This is a genomic window from Flavobacterium sp. MFBS3-15 (assembly GCF_026107645.2).
Taxonomy (GTDB): domain Bacteria; phylum Bacteroidota; class Bacteroidia; order Flavobacteriales; family Flavobacteriaceae; genus Flavobacterium.
The window spans coordinates 114,092-129,227 of record NZ_JAPCHV010000010.1 but is presented as its reverse complement, the minus strand read 5'-3'; the positions used below and the strand labels follow the sequence as shown (position 1 = coordinate 129,227).

20 protein-coding genes are annotated in these 15,136 nt (G+C 45.4%); 4 read left to right on the top strand and 16 right to left on the bottom strand.

Going from position 1 to position 15,136, the window contains the following annotated elements; all coding sequences use genetic code 11:
- Positions 1 to 5: 5 nt before the first annotated feature.
- Positions 6 to 1,337: a cytochrome c3 family protein gene (locus tag OGH69_RS10680; RefSeq protein ID WP_265174456.1), complete on the bottom strand. Its 1,332-nt coding sequence runs from the start codon at positions 1,335 to 1,337 to the stop codon at positions 6 to 8.
- Between the two features lie 213 nt (positions 1,338 to 1,550).
- Here OGH69_RS10680 and OGH69_RS10675 point away from each other — a divergent pair, with 213 nt between their 5' ends.
- Positions 1,551 to 1,940, top strand: a complete 390-nt coding sequence (locus OGH69_RS10675) for an SPOR domain-containing protein (protein ID WP_265174455.1) — start codon at positions 1,551 to 1,553, stop codon at positions 1,938 to 1,940.
- 132 nt (positions 1,941 to 2,072) lie between these two features.
- Here OGH69_RS10675 and OGH69_RS10670 read toward each other — a convergent pair whose 3' ends face one another.
- On the bottom strand, positions 2,073 to 3,308 hold the full coding sequence (locus OGH69_RS10670) for an ABC transporter permease (RefSeq protein ID WP_265174454.1): 1,236 nt from the start codon (positions 3,306 to 3,308) through the stop codon (positions 2,073 to 2,075).
- Between the two features lie 6 nt (positions 3,309 to 3,314).
- Here OGH69_RS10670 and OGH69_RS10665 point away from each other — a divergent pair, with 6 nt between their 5' ends.
- Both OGH69_RS10665 and OGH69_RS10660 read left to right on the top strand, forming a co-directional pair.
- Positions 3,315 to 4,610 (top strand): exo-beta-N-acetylmuramidase NamZ family protein, encoded by a 1,296-nt coding sequence (locus tag OGH69_RS10665; protein WP_265174453.1) that lies wholly within the window; start codon positions 3,315 to 3,317, stop codon positions 4,608 to 4,610.
- A 244-nt stretch (positions 4,611 to 4,854) separates the two neighbouring features.
- On the top strand, positions 4,855 to 5,067 hold the full coding sequence (locus tag OGH69_RS10660) for a hypothetical protein (RefSeq protein WP_265174452.1): 213 nt from the start codon (positions 4,855 to 4,857) through the stop codon (positions 5,065 to 5,067).
- Here OGH69_RS10660 and OGH69_RS10655 read toward each other — a convergent pair.
- From OGH69_RS10655 to OGH69_RS10645, 3 genes are all read right to left on the bottom strand, one after another.
- A complete protein-coding gene (locus OGH69_RS10655) occupies positions 5,064 to 5,312 on the bottom strand; it encodes a hypothetical protein (RefSeq protein ID WP_265174451.1) in 249 nt (82 codons plus the stop codon). The two genes, OGH69_RS10660 and OGH69_RS10655, sit on opposite strands and share 4 nt — an antisense overlap.
- A gap of 85 nt (positions 5,313 to 5,397) precedes the next feature.
- A complete protein-coding gene (locus tag OGH69_RS10650; protein WP_265174450.1) occupies positions 5,398 to 5,802 on the bottom strand; it encodes a PH domain-containing protein in 405 nt (134 codons plus the stop codon).
- Positions 5,799 to 6,293: a YkgJ family cysteine cluster protein gene (locus OGH69_RS10645; protein WP_265174449.1), complete on the bottom strand. Its 495-nt coding sequence runs from the start codon at positions 6,291 to 6,293 to the stop codon at positions 5,799 to 5,801. The genes OGH69_RS10650 and OGH69_RS10645 overlap by 4 nt, the downstream gene beginning before the upstream one ends.
- A gap of 39 nt (positions 6,294 to 6,332) precedes the next feature.
- Here OGH69_RS10645 and OGH69_RS10640 point away from each other — a divergent pair, with 39 nt between their 5' ends.
- Positions 6,333 to 7,034: a class I SAM-dependent methyltransferase gene (locus tag OGH69_RS10640; RefSeq protein WP_265174448.1), complete on the top strand. Its 702-nt coding sequence runs from the start codon at positions 6,333 to 6,335 to the stop codon at positions 7,032 to 7,034.
- Between the two features lie 32 nt (positions 7,035 to 7,066).
- Here OGH69_RS10640 and OGH69_RS10635 read toward each other — a convergent pair whose 3' ends face one another.
- The 11 genes from OGH69_RS10635 to OGH69_RS10585 all read right to left on the bottom strand — a co-directional run bounded on the left by OGH69_RS10635 (position 7,067) and on the right by OGH69_RS10585 (position 15,133).
- Positions 7,067 to 7,882 carry a DUF2059 domain-containing protein gene (locus tag OGH69_RS10635; protein ID WP_265174447.1) on the bottom strand — a complete coding sequence of 272 codons (816 nt, stop codon included), beginning with the start codon at positions 7,880 to 7,882 and terminating at the stop codon, positions 7,067 to 7,069.
- 113 nt (positions 7,883 to 7,995) lie between these two features.
- Positions 7,996 to 8,394: a hypothetical protein gene (locus OGH69_RS10630; protein WP_265174446.1), complete on the bottom strand. Its 399-nt coding sequence runs from the start codon at positions 8,392 to 8,394 to the stop codon at positions 7,996 to 7,998.
- On the bottom strand, positions 8,387 to 8,602 hold the full coding sequence (locus tag OGH69_RS10625; protein WP_265174445.1) for a hypothetical protein: 216 nt from the start codon (positions 8,600 to 8,602) through the stop codon (positions 8,387 to 8,389). The genes OGH69_RS10630 and OGH69_RS10625 overlap by 8 nt, the downstream gene beginning before the upstream one ends.
- Before the next feature lie 227 nt (positions 8,603 to 8,829).
- Positions 8,830 to 9,462 carry a 7-carboxy-7-deazaguanine synthase QueE gene (locus OGH69_RS10620; RefSeq protein WP_265174444.1) on the bottom strand — a complete coding sequence of 211 codons (633 nt, stop codon included), beginning with the start codon at positions 9,460 to 9,462 and terminating at the stop codon, positions 8,830 to 8,832.
- A 95-nt stretch (positions 9,463 to 9,557) separates the two neighbouring features.
- Complete coding sequence (locus OGH69_RS10615; RefSeq protein ID WP_265174443.1) at positions 9,558 to 11,261, bottom strand: tetratricopeptide repeat protein; 1,704 nt, start codon at positions 11,259 to 11,261, stop codon at positions 9,558 to 9,560.
- 49 nt (positions 11,262 to 11,310) lie between these two features.
- Entirely contained in the window at positions 11,311 to 12,231 is a 921-nt protein-coding gene (locus OGH69_RS10610) for a PstS family phosphate ABC transporter substrate-binding protein (protein ID WP_265174442.1), read from the bottom strand.
- A 2-nt stretch (positions 12,232 to 12,233) separates the two neighbouring features.
- Positions 12,234 to 12,998, bottom strand: coding sequence for an energy transducer TonB (locus OGH69_RS10605; protein WP_265174441.1), 765 nt, complete (start codon positions 12,996 to 12,998; stop codon positions 12,234 to 12,236).
- Positions 12,999 to 13,001: 3 nt separating this feature from the next.
- On the bottom strand, positions 13,002 to 13,463 hold the full coding sequence (locus tag OGH69_RS10600) for an energy transducer TonB (RefSeq protein WP_265174440.1): 462 nt from the start codon (positions 13,461 to 13,463) through the stop codon (positions 13,002 to 13,004).
- Positions 13,453 to 13,701, bottom strand: coding sequence for a hypothetical protein (locus OGH69_RS10595; protein ID WP_265174439.1), 249 nt, complete (start codon positions 13,699 to 13,701; stop codon positions 13,453 to 13,455). The genes OGH69_RS10600 and OGH69_RS10595 overlap by 11 nt, the downstream gene beginning before the upstream one ends.
- 12 nt (positions 13,702 to 13,713) lie before the next feature.
- Positions 13,714 to 14,541, bottom strand: a complete 828-nt coding sequence (locus OGH69_RS10590; RefSeq protein ID WP_265174438.1) for an energy transducer TonB — start codon at positions 14,539 to 14,541, stop codon at positions 13,714 to 13,716.
- Between the two features lie 25 nt (positions 14,542 to 14,566).
- Positions 14,567 to 15,133: an ExbD/TolR family protein gene (locus tag OGH69_RS10585; RefSeq protein ID WP_265174437.1), complete on the bottom strand. Its 567-nt coding sequence runs from the start codon at positions 15,131 to 15,133 to the stop codon at positions 14,567 to 14,569.
- Positions 15,134 to 15,136: the final 3 nt, after the last annotated feature.

Here is a 15,136-nt window from a genome sequence, read left to right as displayed (position 1 = left end):
ATTGATTAATAGTGACATTTTCCACACTCGGTACCGCCCATGTCAGCCGCGGTAAGCTTTTGCTTGCCATATTTCTTAGCAAGCTCATCGTGGATCTTGGTGTAGTATTCGTTGCCTTCCACCTTAACATCGGTCTCGCGGTGACAGTTCACACACCAGCCCATTGTAAGCGGCGCATGCTGCCTCATAACCTCCATGGTCTCAACAGGGCCGTGGCATGTCTGGCACTCAACACCTGCCACAGAAACGTGCTGTGAGTGGTTGAAGTAAACGAAATCCGGAAGGTTGTGCACCCTAACCCATTTAACAGGCTTTTGTTTTCCGGTATATTTTTGAGCTGCAGCATCCCAGCCTACAGCATCATAAAGCTTCTTGATTTCACCGGTGTAGAATTCTTTTGAATGGTCTACATAGGTCGAGTCTTTATCACCCACAAACTCATTGATGTTCTTGTGACAGTTCATACATACATTTAGGGATGGTATGCCAGAAGCCTTGCTTACCCTTGCAGAAGAGTGGCAGTACTTACAATCGATGTCGTTATCGCCGGCGTGGATTTTGTGGGAGAAGTGGATCGGCTGAACCGGCTCATAGCCCTGGTCAACGCCAATCTGCATCAGGTAGCCATACACGAAGTATGAAGATGCCAAAAGCAGCAATATTGCAGTAACCAGCACAAGGAACTGGTTTTTCACATACGCTTTCCAGATCGAAGTGCGTTGCTCGGCAACCACCACAACACCGTTGGCAGCAGCTACCCTCCTGAGGGTCCTGTTCACCAAAACAAGCATTACGATAAGCACTACAAGTACCAACACCAAAGCACCAAGGATGAGAGTATTTGAAGAACCTCCTCCTGCCGCAACAGTCGGCCCTGAAGGCGGTGGCGGTGGCGTAGCAGCCTCTTCAGACGTATATGCCAAAATATTATCGATATCACCCTCGCTCAATTGCGGGAATGGTGTCATTACCGAGTTGTTGTTCTCTGCAAACAGCTTTACCGCCACAGGGTCTCCCGACTTAATAAGCTCGCTGCTGTTATGGATCCACTTGTAGAGCCATGCACGGTCATGCTTATCTGCCACGCCACGAAGGGCAGGGCCTGTCGATTTGGCATCAAGCTTGTGGCATGCAGCACACAGGCTATTAAAAAGCTCCTTTCCTTTTACAGGGTCGCCAGCTCCTGCAGCAGGTGCCGCGGAAGCATCAGCTTCGGTGGCCGGAGCCGCGGGAGCCGCAGTTTCCTGCGCAAAAGATGTAAAAGGGATGGTGAGCGATAACGCCAGGAAGAACAATAAAATTCTTGAAAACGAAGTATGGTTACCCACTTTTTTCATATTAAAAATGATTATCGACTAAAATTGGTACAGTTTTTTCAGTACATAATTACGGATAACTATGCTTTTTCAAAAACTCCCACAAAAATACGACTTAGGAGTTATTCTCAAACCTTAAATAAATCTTAATGCACAATTTATAACAATTCTAAATAAATGCAAATTGTACAAATAATGCATTATGTCGTACATTTGTACTAAAGACACTTCATTATGAGAATTTTAAAGACAGGGACATTAATTTTAGGAACGGTTTCTCTTTTTATCGCTACAGAAAAAACCTACTCACAAGAAGGAACGGTAACCGTTGTGCAGGACAGCAAATTTGAGCAGCTTTTAGCCGAAAAACGCAGGATGAATGCGTCAATCACTGTAAATGAGAAGTATAAGATCCAAATCTTCTACGGAGACAATAACAAGGCCCGCAAAACACTTTCGGACTTTAAAAAAGAATTTAAGACCCTTGATGGCACCATCGTGTTTGAAAGCCCTACATATAAGGTGTGGGTAGGTAATTTCAAGACACGTTTTGAAGCAGAAAAAAGCCTTGCGGTCATCAGGAAAAAATATCCGTATGCGCTGCTGATCAAACCGAACAAGTAAGCCGTACAATATTAAAGAAGGAAGCAGCGTTATAGGCTGCTTTTTTTGTTTTGGAAAGGTCGCTATGCGCTAAGACACAAAGATGCGGAAAGGTTTTTCACTTTTCTCCCCTGAAAAGATCCATATGCCCATTTAGTCGAAGCGCAATGCCTTTACAGGTGAGATTTTGGTGATGATATAGGACGGTATGAGCAGCAGCGTAACGCACACTACTATCGTACCTATATTAATAAGGAGTATAGCCGGCACATCAATGGTTACCGGAGCCACACTTACGTAATAATTTTCGGGCGGAAGGGTGATGACGCCAAAGTACTTCTGGATAAGGATAAGGCCAAGGCTGATGCCGTTGCCCCAAAGCAAACCTTTTACAATAAGGTAGGCCGCGTTGTACAGGAATATCTTGCGTACGCTCCAGTTGTTCGCCCCGAGCGCCTTGAGCATGCCCACCATTTGGGTGCGCTCCAGTATGAGCACCAGCAGCGCCACCACCATGTTGATGGTTGCAACCACCACCATAATGATGATGATGACCATGATATTGACATCGAACAGGGTGAGCCACTCGAAGATATTGTAGTATTTCTGCCTGATGGTACGTGCCTCAAGGGTTGGCGGGACCGCATCGTGGATTTCCCTTCCCTTTTGGTCAATCTCGTCGAAATCGTCAATGAAGACCTCGAAGGAACCTACCTCGCCGTTACGCCATTTATTAATACGCTGCACATGCCGGATGTCGCCTATCACATATACGGCATCAAATTCCTGGAAGCCTGAGTTGTAGATACCCACCAGCTTAAAGCGCCTCAGGTTGGGTATGCCGTTGCCCCCCTCCTTCATAAAGTAGGTATTGAACTCATCGCCCACTTTCAGCTCGAGCCGGTTCGCTAAATATTCCGATAAAATGACCTCATTATTGAGCGCAGCATTGAGGTTGGGCTTTTTACCGTCGATGATGTACTCATCGAGTATGTCCCATTTGTATTCCCTGCCCACACCTTTGAAGACAATACCGTCGAATGCCTTCTCCGTACGTATGATGCCTGCCTTGGACGCCACCGCCTGTATGTGCTCTATTCCCTCTACCCCATTGAACTTCGGGTAGAAATCCTGCTTTATGGAGAGCGGCTCTACGCTGACCTCAGACTGGTTGTCATCGAAAGCAGAAATGATTACGTGCCCGTTGAACGCCGACACCTTTTCGCGTATCTTGTCCTGAAGCCCGCGTCCCGTGGCCACCGCGACCACCATCATGGTAATACCAATGGCAATGGCAATGATGGCGATTTTTATAATTGGCGCAGATATACTACTTTTATGGCTTTTTGCAGAAACCAGCCTCCGGGCTATGAAATATTCTAAATTCAAACGGGTATGGTATATAATTCGTTTTTCAAAAGTACAGTTTTATTCTCAATACTATTTATGGTTGCGTGCGGAAAATCGATTCGCCCAACCACTACCCCGCCCGCAATTGGAGAACCGAATAGCAAACATGTTTCCCTGGCTTCAAAAAATGACAGAAAAGAGATTGTAACCGGCGCTGATAATTTTGATGCCTACCTCCCCCTGCTGGAGGGCAAGCGCGTGGGCGTGGTAACCAACCAGACCGGGATCATCACCTACCTTAAAGATGTTTATGTAGAGAAAGACGGAGGATCCTGGGTGAGCCACGAGAAAGACACCGTTAGCATCGTTGATTTTCTTTTAGAGAAGAAAGTGAACCTGCAAAAGATATATGCCCCGGAACATGGCTTTCGCGGTAAGGCCGATGCGGGAGAACTGATAAAGGACGGGAAGGACACCCGAACGGGATTGCCTATCATCTCGCTGTATGGCGATAATAAAAAGCCAAAGCCGGAGCAGTTGGACGGAATTGACATACTGGTATTCGACCTTCAGGACGTCGGCGCGCGCTTTTACACCTACATATCATCGCTGCACTACATTATGGAGGCCTGTGCCGAAAAGAACCTGCCGCTGGTTGTATTCGACCGCCCAAACCCAAACGGTGCCATTGTCGACGGGCCGATACTCGAAAAGGAAAATTCAAGTTTCATAGGGATGCATACCATACCTGTGCTGCACGGCATGACCATTGGCGAATACGGCAAAATGATTAACGGCGAAAAGTGGCTCAAGGACAGCGTGCAGTGCGAGCTGACCGTAATCCCCTGCCTCAATTACCGCAGGAATATGTTTTACCACCTGCCGGTAAAACCCTCACCCAACCTGCCGAACGACAAGGCTATCAACCTGTATGCCAGCCTGTGCTTTTTTGAAGGCACCAATGTGAGCCTGGGCCGCGGCACCGACAAGCAATTCCAGATATACGGCTCGCCCGACCTCCCTGATACCGGGTTCAGCTTTACGCCCATGCCTAACGAGGGCGCCAAGGAACCGCCACAAAAAGGGAAACTTTGCTATGGCGAAGACCTGAGCAACGTACCCAAAGTGAAAAGACTGGAACTGAAATGGCTGCTGAAAGCCTACGAAGAGACCAAGGACAAATCGGTTTTCTTTACCTCGTTCTTTACCAAGCTCGCCGGAACGGAAACGCTGCGCAGGCAAATTGAAAGCGGCATGACCGAGTCGGAGATTCGCGACACCTGGAAGGAGGGGCTTACCGAGTTTAAGAAGGTAAGGAAGAAGTATTTGATTTACAGATAGGAAAAAGGAACGCGGATGACGCGGATTTGACGGATTTTGCAAACAATTCGCTAAGGTATTTTCACCTTGCTAATGATCGTATATTTTCAGGAATAGGAAATTCTTTAGGCTGAGAGAAATTTGCATAATCCGCCCAATCCGCGTTCCAAAACCACAGTCAAAATCATAATGTTTTTACAAAGTGTTTCCGCATACCGATAGCGTTTCGTAATTTTCAGTTGTATTAATCTTAAAACATACCGCCATGAATATTACAGAAAAAATAAACGACTTTATCGAGATGATCCTTGGCCTGATTGAAAGGGCAAAAGGCTATGTTGACGATATCATTGCCTTCTTTGAGAGCCTTAGGGATAAGATTGAAGGATTACTGGAATATGTGGAAGACAAGATCCACAGCATCGAGAGCTTTGTGGGCGAACTGAAACAGCACGCCACCGAAGAGCTTGCCGCTTAAACTTTAGGGCCTTCCGGATCGGAAGGCTTTTTCTTTGTTACGGCTTTTGCACCTTTCATTACCGTACGCGCAATAAGGTACAATACGAATGTGAAGATAAAGATAAACACTCCTACCGTGGCGATCTCCCCAATCTCGTCGGCCCACGAAGCGGTTTTTACCACGTCATTATTTTTATAATAGAAAAGTGCCGAAAGTCCCATGGAAAAGACTGCGATGATAAGTATGTTGCGTAAAAGTTTCATAGTATTAGCAGTTAACAGCGGGCACATCAAGAACCCTTATGGGCAGTAAAACTATTAAAAAAAGCAATTTAATTTTACGACGCAATTAAAATTTAACCTGTATTCCGGGATTTATTTCGAGCAGGTCGTTGATGAAGGCATCGCGGTCTGTGGGTGAAATGAGCGCAAAGTCATATTTGCCATACATAATCTCCAGTCGTTTAAGGGACATGGCAGGAGCACTCAGGGGATTACGGGTCTTCTCTACCGACTTTATGCCTGAAATGGGAATTTTGGTTTTGCCCAAAATGCCGGTGCGTATTTCGAGTACATCGCCATCGATGATGTACCGGAGTGAGTACATGAGCAATGCGATGAAAATTATTACAGGCAGGATTATTGCCAATACGAGCCACTCCCGCACTAGTATACTCTCAATAAGGATGCCACCCAAGATTCCAAAAATAAGGAGGAAGAGCCAAAGGTCGATTTTGGAACGGTAGATTTTCATACGGTTATCTTCTTTTTCATTTCCTCTACAATGTTATATGCCGCGGGGCATATCGCCACATTCTTCATGGTGAGGCTGGCGATCTGCTGGAATTTTTTCCTGTCGGTGTGGGGGAACTCGCGGCAGGCTTTGGGACGAACGTCGTATATAAGGCAGTAGTTCTCGCTGTCGAGGAAAGTACACGGCACGCTTTGCAGTACGTAGTCGTTGTCCTCATCGATGCGCAGGTACTTGTCTATGAACTGCTGGGGCTTCAGGCGAAGGTGCTTTGCGATGCGCTCGATATCGGCCAGGGTAAAAAGCGGCCCGGTGGTCTTGCAGCAATTGGCACAGTCAAGGCAGTAGTCTTTCTTAAACTCCCTGTCGTGCAGCTCCTGCATTACATAATCCAGGTTTTTGGGTGTTTTCTTTTTAAGCTTATCGAAAAACTTTTTATTCTCGTTATGCTTATCTTTGGCAAGCTTAGGAAGCTGCTTTAAAAAATCCTCCATTCCGCAGTCATTATCGTTCTGTGGCAAAAGTATGAAAAAATGAAAGACCTTTTCGGGAAAGCCATATTAGACTACCAGACCGGCAATGCACCGGAAGACCTCATTACCGAAACTTCCATATCCGAAGAGGATGAAATGAGCATAGCCTACCTGTTCAGGGAATATAAGGATATGCCCAAAATAGAGCAGAAAGCCCTGATGATGGCCAAAGGGCGTGTACTGGATGTGGGTTGCGGCGCCGGGAGCCACGCCCTTTTCCTGCAAAAGGGGCTTGAGGTGATGGCAATCGATATTTCGGCGAATGCCATTGCGGCCTGCCAACTGCGCGGGGTAAAAAATGCCGTGTGCGTAAACGTACTCGAACTGGAAAATGAGAAGTTCGACACCATAATCCTCCTGATGAACGGCACCGGGATATTCGGGAAACTGAAGAACATCACCACCTACCTTGAAAAACTAAAATCGCTGCTGAACGAAGGCGGGCAGATCCTTATCGATTCGTCCGACATCATCTATATGTTCGATGAAGATGAGGACGGCGGCAAGTGGATCCCTTCGGATGCCGACTACTATGGCGAGGTGACCTTTACCGTAAAATATAAAGGTGAGGTGGAAGACACCTTTGACTGGCTGTACATTGACTACAACACCTTACAGAATGCCGCACACTCTAACGGATTCAACTGTGAACTTGTAATGGAGGGCGAACATTATGATTACCTGGCAAGGCTGACACTATAAAAACAAAACCCGGGACGGTGCACGGGTTATCATCATTCTTTATTTTCACGGAAATATTCCCGCTGGAATTTCCCGAAATTAATATCTTTATGTATCCTGAAAACGTTATCAACAAACTCATGATCAGCTTTAATTGTAGCCGCTATAAGCGGTCCTGTACTAACTATAACTTTCTTTCCAACTGGTGTCGCATAAAACTGAAATATTTCAACGAACTCCACATCAGTATAGTTATCCCGGAAATATTGCTTCAAATCAGCTAAATATCCGTCGGACATCCTATCAAAAGCTTTAACGTAATCCATCTCGAAACGAGGTTCAATCTGCATTACTTTATTTGCTTTGATAATATTAAGATATTTCTGAGTTTGCAGTAAACGAAGTAAAGAGTCTGCACCGGCACGGTTTTGAACAATTACCTTTTCATTTGCCGGCTGCCAATCCCTAAACTTTTTCTTTAATTCCGACAGCCTTTGGTATAGGGGTTTGTCTTCGGTAAGGTTACCTTGATATAATCGCCCCATATCAGCAGCAAACCTTTTTCCCGTTTTAGTTTTGCAGAAGACTAAAAACTGTTTCAATTCTTCTTTTGTATACTGCTCTTTATAATAATATTCAAGCCTGTCCTCAAATACTTTAGCTATTGAGTCGTACGCTCTTTTAAAACCCTTTCTCTCTATTGAAAGTAGGTCACTTGAAATTACTTCCCTCATTGCATGTACAGAACTTGTATCAATAGTCAAATCGACTAAGTCTTTTGCTTCAATATTAACGAGGTTTTCCTGAGCCCTTATACTATTTACAATAGTCAAAGAAATAAGAATCGTTAAGGAAACATTCTTTATCATTCCAATTCTCATAACATATACTCGTAAGTAATTATAGCACTATGATCTTGGACAGAGTTCTGGATCACAGAGACACAGACACCATCCAAATCTTCGGTTCACCCATTGCTTGTCTAAATAAATTGCAAATTAGCAACAGCCGTCGCGCTGGCCCCTGCAACAGGATTAGCTACAGCAAAAGCATTTGCCTGACGCAAAGCCACCCTATAGGCTTGAGCAGCTTGCATAAAGCCATCATTTGCTTCATTCCTACATTCAAATATACATTCATTGTTGCTAGCCACAAAATCCGGAATGGGAATAATTAACTCATCCCACTCATCTTTATCCCATTCAGTTTCAAAAAAATCTTTATTGTCAGCTAGAACAAGTTCAAATTCATCCTTTACAGCTTCCCAGGCAGTTACCGCATCGTTATAAGTTGCAAAGTCGGTTTTAGATAAATTATTGTCAATCCAGTCAAGCATCGCCGTTTCATCATCGAAGTTTTCCTCTTCGGCATCTTCACCCATTTTTAGTTACAAAAATGCTTAACGATGTTTCGTAGTCGGCATAAAGAGGCGATGCGAGCATTTGATCATAATAAAACTGCAAATCCTGCGCGGAAGTACGCATGGCATTCCCCCCAGCCGATTCCTGCAATTGTAAATCTTCCGTATCTTTTGTACAAGATACAAATCCTACAACGAATAACGTTGAAATTAAAACAACTTTTTTCATAAATGTTGGTGGTTTTTGATTACTATTAAGTATTGTAATTAAACCATTTTACAGCAAAAAGTATCAAATCAAAATATAGACAAACCATAGACCGCATTACCGTTCACGTTATTTTTTCAGCATTTCACGACATTGCTAAATTAAAGCTGGGATTTTTTTTCCTAAGCCGGGCCTAAAAATAAAAAAACCGGAACATCGTCCGGTTTATGTTTCTCAAAGCTAATCGCTTAAGGTATGTTCAGGTATTTATGCGTTTGCAACGACACCCGCCACTTGGGATTGTTCATCACATAGTCTACGATAAGCGGGGTCATTTCCTCTTTCTTGCTCCACTCGGGCTGGAGGAATAATATAGCATTGGGGTTCACTTTGGCAGCCTGTTCTTCGGCAAAAACAAAATCGTGCCTGTTGTGTATGATCACCTTAAGCTCGTGCGCGTGGGAATAAACAGTCTCTGTAGGCAGTTTGGTTTTCTTAGGTGAAAGGCAAATCCAGTCCCACGTACCGGAGAGCGGGTATGCACCCGAGGTCTCAATGTGTGTCCTCATGCCTTCGGCTTTCAGTTTTGAAGTAAGCGGACCCATGTCCCATGTAAGCGGTTCACCCCCGGTAATCACTATGGTCTTGCAGTATTGCTTTGCATTGGCTACAATAGCGTCGATATTGGTTGGTGGGTGCAGGTCGGCATTCCAGCTTTCCTTAACGTCGCACCAGTGGCAGCCCACATCACAGCCGCCCACACGGATAAAGTAGGCCGCCGTACCGGTATGGTAGCCTTCACCCTGTATGGTGTAAAATTCCTCCATCAGCGGAAGCATAAGGCCTTTCTCAACCTCAGTCTGTATTTCCTTCTTCAGCATTGTTTCAAAAATAGGGTGCAAAGATACGTATAATCAGGCAAATAAAAACCGTCCCGAAAGCATCGGGACGGTCCTGTATATAATTCAGCAGTAAATTATTTCTTAAGCTTAGACAATTCGGCTTTCACATAGTCATCAGCCGGGTCGATGGCAAGCGCCTTGGTATAGTAATCGGTAGCCTTAGCCTTGTCACTCAGTGCATAAATGCCCGCAGCGTTAGAGTAAGCTTCCACAAGGTACTTCTTCACATTGTCTTTAGACGTTTCCTCCGCGCCTTTCTCGTTTACTACCCTGATGTAGCCATCATATGCCTCAGCCATCGTTTTATACGAAGCATCAGTTCCTATCTGCCTGTTGATCCTTGCCTTGAACAGGTACGCATCCTGCGATGTTGGCGAAAGCTCAATTACCTTATCCATGGCGGCAGAGCCAGTCTTAAGACGCTCAATGTTGGTTTTCTGCTCTTCCTCCGGCATATTCAGGTGGCCGTAGTAAATCGCATACCCGAGGTAGAAGTTATCATAGAATGCATTCTTGTTATCCGGCACTGTGGTACCGATTTCAAACACTGCCGCAGCAGGACGATAAAGCTTTTGCCCAAAAAGTTTTTTACCAACCTCGTTGTATTCCGTAATCAGGGTCGGGTCAAGCTCAATGGCTTTTTTAAGGTCAACTATCGCCTGGTCAAACTTGGCCTGGTCGGTTATGATATTATTATCCTTGTCATCTTTGCCTACTGTTGTAGCCAGATTTGCAAGGCCAAGGTAAAGGTAGTCCCTTCCGATAACCCTCTTAGGGTCAACTTTAGCAAGGAATTCCTGCATGGCTGTCGCACTTGCTGCATAGTTGCCATTCTCATAAGCCGAGTAAGCCAGGTAACGAAGGATTTTAGCGTTTACCTTATCCATTTTTTGCATGGCTGCAGCTTCAGCCTCGAGGGCTTTCCATTCGCGGGTAAGCACCAGGAAGTCGGCATGCCTCATCCTTGAGTTAAGGGAATAATCCGTAAGCGACATATACTTTTCGTAGTACTCAAGCGCTTTTTTCGTGTACTCCTTATATTTTGCGGTATCTACATTAGCCCACAGGTAGTACGTTTCAGCAAGCTCCCTGTATACCGGTCCGTAGTTCGGGTTAGCTTTTATAACCTCGTCAAAGGCCTTTATCGCTTCCGGGAACGCTGCCCTGGTATTCTTGGTAATGGTACCTATCTGCAGCTTGGCCCTTAGCAGCGTGTTATCAAGTGATAATGCAGTCCTGTACGAAGCATAAGCTTCATTTTGGTTGCGGTCACGATAGTAGGCATCGCCAAGGCTAAGGTATGCCTGCGCGTTTTTAGAATCCTTCTCAATTGCCTTTTTCAGGTAAGAGATGGCTTTCTTGTAATCAGGGTTGTCTGATCCGATATAAGCACGCCCGATATAAATCAGCTGGTCAACATCTTTTCTCCTCAATTCTTTTTCAACCGCATCAAATTTTGCCTGTGCGGCGGCTGCGTTATTGTCATCAAGGTCAATATGGCCAAGACCGATGGTATTATATTCAGGGTCATTCTTAACGGCTTTCCCCCTGTTGAAATAAATCGCGGCAGAGTCCTGCTCCTTTTGCTTTAGGTAAATGTCCCCCAGAAGGAAATAATTTTTACCTTCATCAGGCGAACTTGCAATAAGCGTGTTTAGAATTTTCTTTGCTTTTTGGTACTGTTCGGCATCGATTGCTTTTTTGGCCTCGCTGACATCCTGTGCGGAAGCAACACCAAAAACGAGCAACGATAAACCTAAGAACTTGAAATTTTTCATCTTGGTCATTTTTGTTTCTCCTATTAATATTTAGTAGTTTCTAATTTATTTACTGCACCTCTACTTCCCTCGTAGGGATGGTTATCGGCAGCAGGCCCGACTTCAATATGATGCGCTGGCCTTCCGGTGCACTTATGTAAGTTGCAAAACCCATGCCCAAGCCCTTTTTACCCTGGTAATTTAACACATACAGCTTACGCGTAAGCGGATAGGAACCCGTGGCAATATTGGACTGGGACGGTTTGTAATACTTTTTAACACTCTTGTCAATTTTAACATTATCCACTGACAAAACCATGACACCCTCCACATATTTCACCATGTCTGTTGGGGGCTGCAACAGCCAGTTAACTCCTACAATTCCGATCGCCCCGGGGTTGTGGTGTACAAATTTAATGACTTCTTCATTAGTTTTCAAGGAATAAATATTTTCTGACGGAATTGTTTTTACTCCTGCCAGGCGCATCAGTTCCTTTACAGTGCTTGAGTTGGGGTTATCAAACACCAGCTTTGGCCCCCTGGCCGAAGCTTTGCCCTGCATCACCGCATACACGTCCTCAAGGTTAATTACCGTGTCTGCAGCCTTCTTATTAGTGATAAGCGCTATGGCATCTATTGCAAATTCGGTAATCCTTGGGGTTATCTTCCTGTTACGGAAGTGTGCCTCCTCCTCTGTGGTAAGCTTGCGGGGCATTACCAGCACCCTGGCCGAGTCTTTAGTAATGGCCTGCAATATCTCGTTCTCGGTAATGTTTACCTGCTTTATCTCAGCATGGTCGTATACGCTGTGGAAAACCGCCAGCACATCTTCAACAATGGGCTGTATGGTATTATCAACCACAAAAGTAGCTTCTCCGTAGGTTAGCGATTCGCCTTCAAATCCGCCCTTGCCATCGGTATCGCCTTTGCAGGCAAACATCAGTACGGCCGTGGCAGCGCAGACAAAGAATATCCGTATCGTATTTTTCATGTTTATTCTGTCATGTTTATGATAACCGGTAGCGAATAACAAGTACGAACCGGCTTGCCGTCCTTTTCGCCTGGCTTCCAGTTCTCCTTATACAGGTTCAGCACCCGAATGGCCTCCTGCTCCACTTTATACCCATACTCGCTCTTTGCCTTAAAACCGGTCATGGATCCATTTTCTTCAATTGTAAAGGTAAGCTCAATTTTAAGGGCTCCTTTGGTTTCTATTTTCGGCAACTTGTAGTTGTCACTGAATTTTTTATAAAAAGCCGAAATTCCGCCGGGATAAACGGGCTTGGCATCGGTATCTTCAGAATTGTATATTTTGCTGTCGCCGGGCAATAGTGTAGTTGGCGCTAAAGCCGGTGTTTTTGGCTTGAATACAGTGAATGGCAAGGAATAGCCTGAACGTACTTTCTTACCATTAATTTCCCCCGGAGTCCACTTCTCCATGAGTAGCAACACCCGTATAAGCTCTTTATCCAGATCATAACCCGGATGTCGGAGCACCTTAATTCCCGACATACTGCCATCTTTCTCAATCACGAAATAAAAATAAGCCCTAACTGTATTTCCAGAACTAACCAACGCTTCCGGAATCTTAACATTTTTAGAAAGGAATTGGTAAAATGCCTCCATTCCACCCGGATACTGCGCCTTTACGGGAAGGCCCTGAGAATTGTAAATCGTATCGTCCGGAACAGCAACAGCGTTGCCCTGCCCAAAAGCAGAAATACCTAACAGTAACAATACAGCGAATAGTTTTTTCATAGATTATCCCCTTTTACGTTTCTTTACCTTCATCGCTTCGATGTTAATGGTTATCGGCAGCAGGAACGACGCCCTTACCACCTTGTCATTCTGAATACCCGGCGACCATTTTTTAGAAAGCGAAAGCACCCTTTTAGCCTCATCGCCCAACCCGTATCCGGGATCGCGAATCGCCCTGATTTCCGACAGGGTCCCATCCTTTTCAACAATGAAAGCAACATATATTTTTAGCGAAAGGTCGGTTTCCGACTCTATAGGCGGTACAACCATCGTTTCGCCTACAAATTTGTAAAAGGCACTAATGCCGCCGGGATACTCCGGCCGTACCTGTAGTCCCTGTGAGTCGAATATCTTACTGTCGTAATCGATAAGCGTTGCGGGATCGGGCAATGCCAGCGAATCCTGCTGCGCCTGCACCATTACAGTAAACATTAACGCCACCAGGGCCACTATATTATTCCTCATTACCCCTTCTGTTATTCTTTTGGATAAGCCTGATGAAACGCAGGAACGAATAGCCAATGAGCAGTAACCCGAAAGCCAGCCTGCCGGTAGATGTAAGCTGCAGCGGCAGCTGCTTCCAGAATATGACCATTATCCCCAATGCGAAGTACAGCAGGAAGAAGATTAGCCCAAAAACAAACAGAAATCGCTGTTGAGGCGATTTCTGTGTTTGGTTTCGAGATTTATTTCGTGAAAGCATCTCTGAATTGTATTATGACCTGATGTTAACAGTAATCGGAAGGCTGAAAGATGCCCTTACGTTCTTACCGTTCTGTACACCCGGTTCCCATTTCTTCTTCATGGATTTCAGTACGCGCTCGGCTTCTTTTCCAAGTCCGTGGCCCGGATCCCTAAGCGCCTTAACGTTGCTCATGCTACCATCTTTCTCGATAACAAAGTATACATATACTTTAATCGTTTTCATATTCTCAATTTCAGGCACCCTGAAGTTAGCTCCCACATATTTGTAGAATGCTTCCATTCCACCAGGGTAGCTTGGCTTCACCTGGAGGCCCTGAGAGTCATAAACCCCGGTATCCTCTACAGGCTCTACACCTTTCTTAAGGTCGCCCGACGGCTTGTCGATATTGATATCACCTTCCGGGCTGGCCTCTGCGTTCCTGTCGCTAGGGTCTGCCTCCTTAAAGTCTTTGGTATCCGGAATTTCGTCCGGCACCTCTTCCTTCTTGGCAGCTTCAAGCGGCCTTAGCTTTACCTCTTCCACTATCGATTTTGGCGCCTGCTGCTGCTGCACTACCGGCGGCGGCGGCGGAAGCACCTCAACCGGCGGTTCAGGAAGCTCGGTAAGCTCTACCAGCTTGATATCTTCTTTTTCTTCTTCTTTATTCCCCATCCCACCTATAAGGCCGGGAAGGTGGTACGAAAGGATAAGCCCTACAAACAGGACGATACCGATGCCCAGGGCTATCGAGGTCGTCACAGGGCTTTCGGACCTAAGTTTGTAAGCACCGTATTTTTTGTTACGGCCCTCAAAAACGATGTCGATCCATTCCTGTTTAAATAAACCTATTTTAGACATAATTTATTGTTTTTTGGTTGCAGGACTACTCTTTGTACACTCCCGTTTGTTTCATCAGGTCAAGCTCACCCGGCGTCATGTCCCCGATAGCAAAAAGCTGCGGCTTTGTGATCGCCATTTCGTCAAGGATATCTACAAGGTTCTTGTAGCTCGACTTGTCGCTGGCCTTGATATTCACTACAAGCCCCTGTTCAGGTTTTCCTTCCCTTTTTGCAAACTCCTTACCTATCTCAACATTCTTAAGCAGGTCTTTCCTGATGCCGTTCTTACCAAAAGCAGCTTCGGTAGGCGGCACGCTTGGGGCTTCAAATTTGCCCATGTACCACAATATCTTATTATCGCTGCCTATCAGTATGGTCATCATCCTTTCTTCAGGAATCTTGGTTTTATCATTTTGCGGATCTTTTACATCCTTATCCGGCATCGGAAGCGGCATCGCCTGTGGCTTTGAAAGCGTCGTGGTAAGCATGAAGAACGTGATAAGCAGGAACGCAAGGTCCACCATCGCGGTAAGGTCTACCCCGGGATTGGATTTCTTACTTCTTACTTTTTTGCCTTTGCCACCGTCGCCGCCGGTATTTAATTCTGCCATTTT

What these genes read in the sequence shown, in the direction of transcription:
- OGH69_RS10680 (WP_265174456.1), bottom strand. Translation starts at nt 1,337, where the DNA reads ATGAAAAAAGTGGGTAACCATACTTCGTTTTCAAGAATTTTATTGTTC.
- OGH69_RS10675 (WP_265174455.1), top strand. Translation starts at nt 1,551, where the DNA reads ATGAGAATTTTAAAGACAGGGACATTAATTTTAGGAACGGTTTCTCTT.
- OGH69_RS10665 (WP_265174453.1), top strand. Translation starts at nt 3,315, where the DNA reads ATGGTATATAATTCGTTTTTCAAAAGTACAGTTTTATTCTCAATACTA.
- OGH69_RS10660 (WP_265174452.1), top strand. Translation starts at nt 4,855, where the DNA reads ATGAATATTACAGAAAAAATAAACGACTTTATCGAGATGATCCTTGGC.
- OGH69_RS10655 (WP_265174451.1), bottom strand. Translation starts at nt 5,312, where the DNA reads ATGAAACTTTTACGCAACATACTTATCATCGCAGTCTTTTCCATGGGA.
- OGH69_RS10650 (WP_265174450.1), bottom strand. Translation starts at nt 5,802, where the DNA reads ATGAAAATCTACCGTTCCAAAATCGACCTTTGGCTCTTCCTCCTTATT.
- OGH69_RS10645 (WP_265174449.1), bottom strand. Translation starts at nt 6,293, where the DNA reads ATGGAGGATTTTTTAAAGCAGCTTCCTAAGCTTGCCAAAGATAAGCAT.
- OGH69_RS10640 (WP_265174448.1), top strand. Translation starts at nt 6,333, where the DNA reads ATGAAAGACCTTTTCGGGAAAGCCATATTAGACTACCAGACCGGCAAT.
- OGH69_RS10635 (WP_265174447.1), bottom strand. Translation starts at nt 7,882, where the DNA reads ATGATAAAGAATGTTTCCTTAACGATTCTTATTTCTTTGACTATTGTA.
- OGH69_RS10630 (WP_265174446.1), bottom strand. Translation starts at nt 8,394, where the DNA reads ATGGGTGAAGATGCCGAAGAGGAAAACTTCGATGATGAAACGGCGATG.
- OGH69_RS10625 (WP_265174445.1), bottom strand. Translation starts at nt 8,602, where the DNA reads ATGAAAAAAGTTGTTTTAATTTCAACGTTATTCGTTGTAGGATTTGTA.
- OGH69_RS10620 (WP_265174444.1), bottom strand. Translation starts at nt 9,462, where the DNA reads ATGCTGAAGAAGGAAATACAGACTGAGGTTGAGAAAGGCCTTATGCTT.
- OGH69_RS10615 (WP_265174443.1), bottom strand. Translation starts at nt 11,261, where the DNA reads ATGAAAAATTTCAAGTTCTTAGGTTTATCGTTGCTCGTTTTTGGTGTT.
- OGH69_RS10610 (WP_265174442.1), bottom strand. Translation starts at nt 12,231, where the DNA reads ATGAAAAATACGATACGGATATTCTTTGTCTGCGCTGCCACGGCCGTA.
- OGH69_RS10605 (WP_265174441.1), bottom strand. Translation starts at nt 12,998, where the DNA reads ATGAAAAAACTATTCGCTGTATTGTTACTGTTAGGTATTTCTGCTTTT.
- OGH69_RS10600 (WP_265174440.1), bottom strand. Translation starts at nt 13,463, where the DNA reads ATGAGGAATAATATAGTGGCCCTGGTGGCGTTAATGTTTACTGTAATG.
- OGH69_RS10595 (WP_265174439.1), bottom strand. Translation starts at nt 13,701, where the DNA reads ATGCTTTCACGAAATAAATCTCGAAACCAAACACAGAAATCGCCTCAA.
- OGH69_RS10590 (WP_265174438.1), bottom strand. Translation starts at nt 14,541, where the DNA reads ATGTCTAAAATAGGTTTATTTAAACAGGAATGGATCGACATCGTTTTT.
- OGH69_RS10585 (WP_265174437.1), bottom strand. Translation starts at nt 15,133, where the DNA reads ATGGCAGAATTAAATACCGGCGGCGACGGTGGCAAAGGCAAAAAAGTA.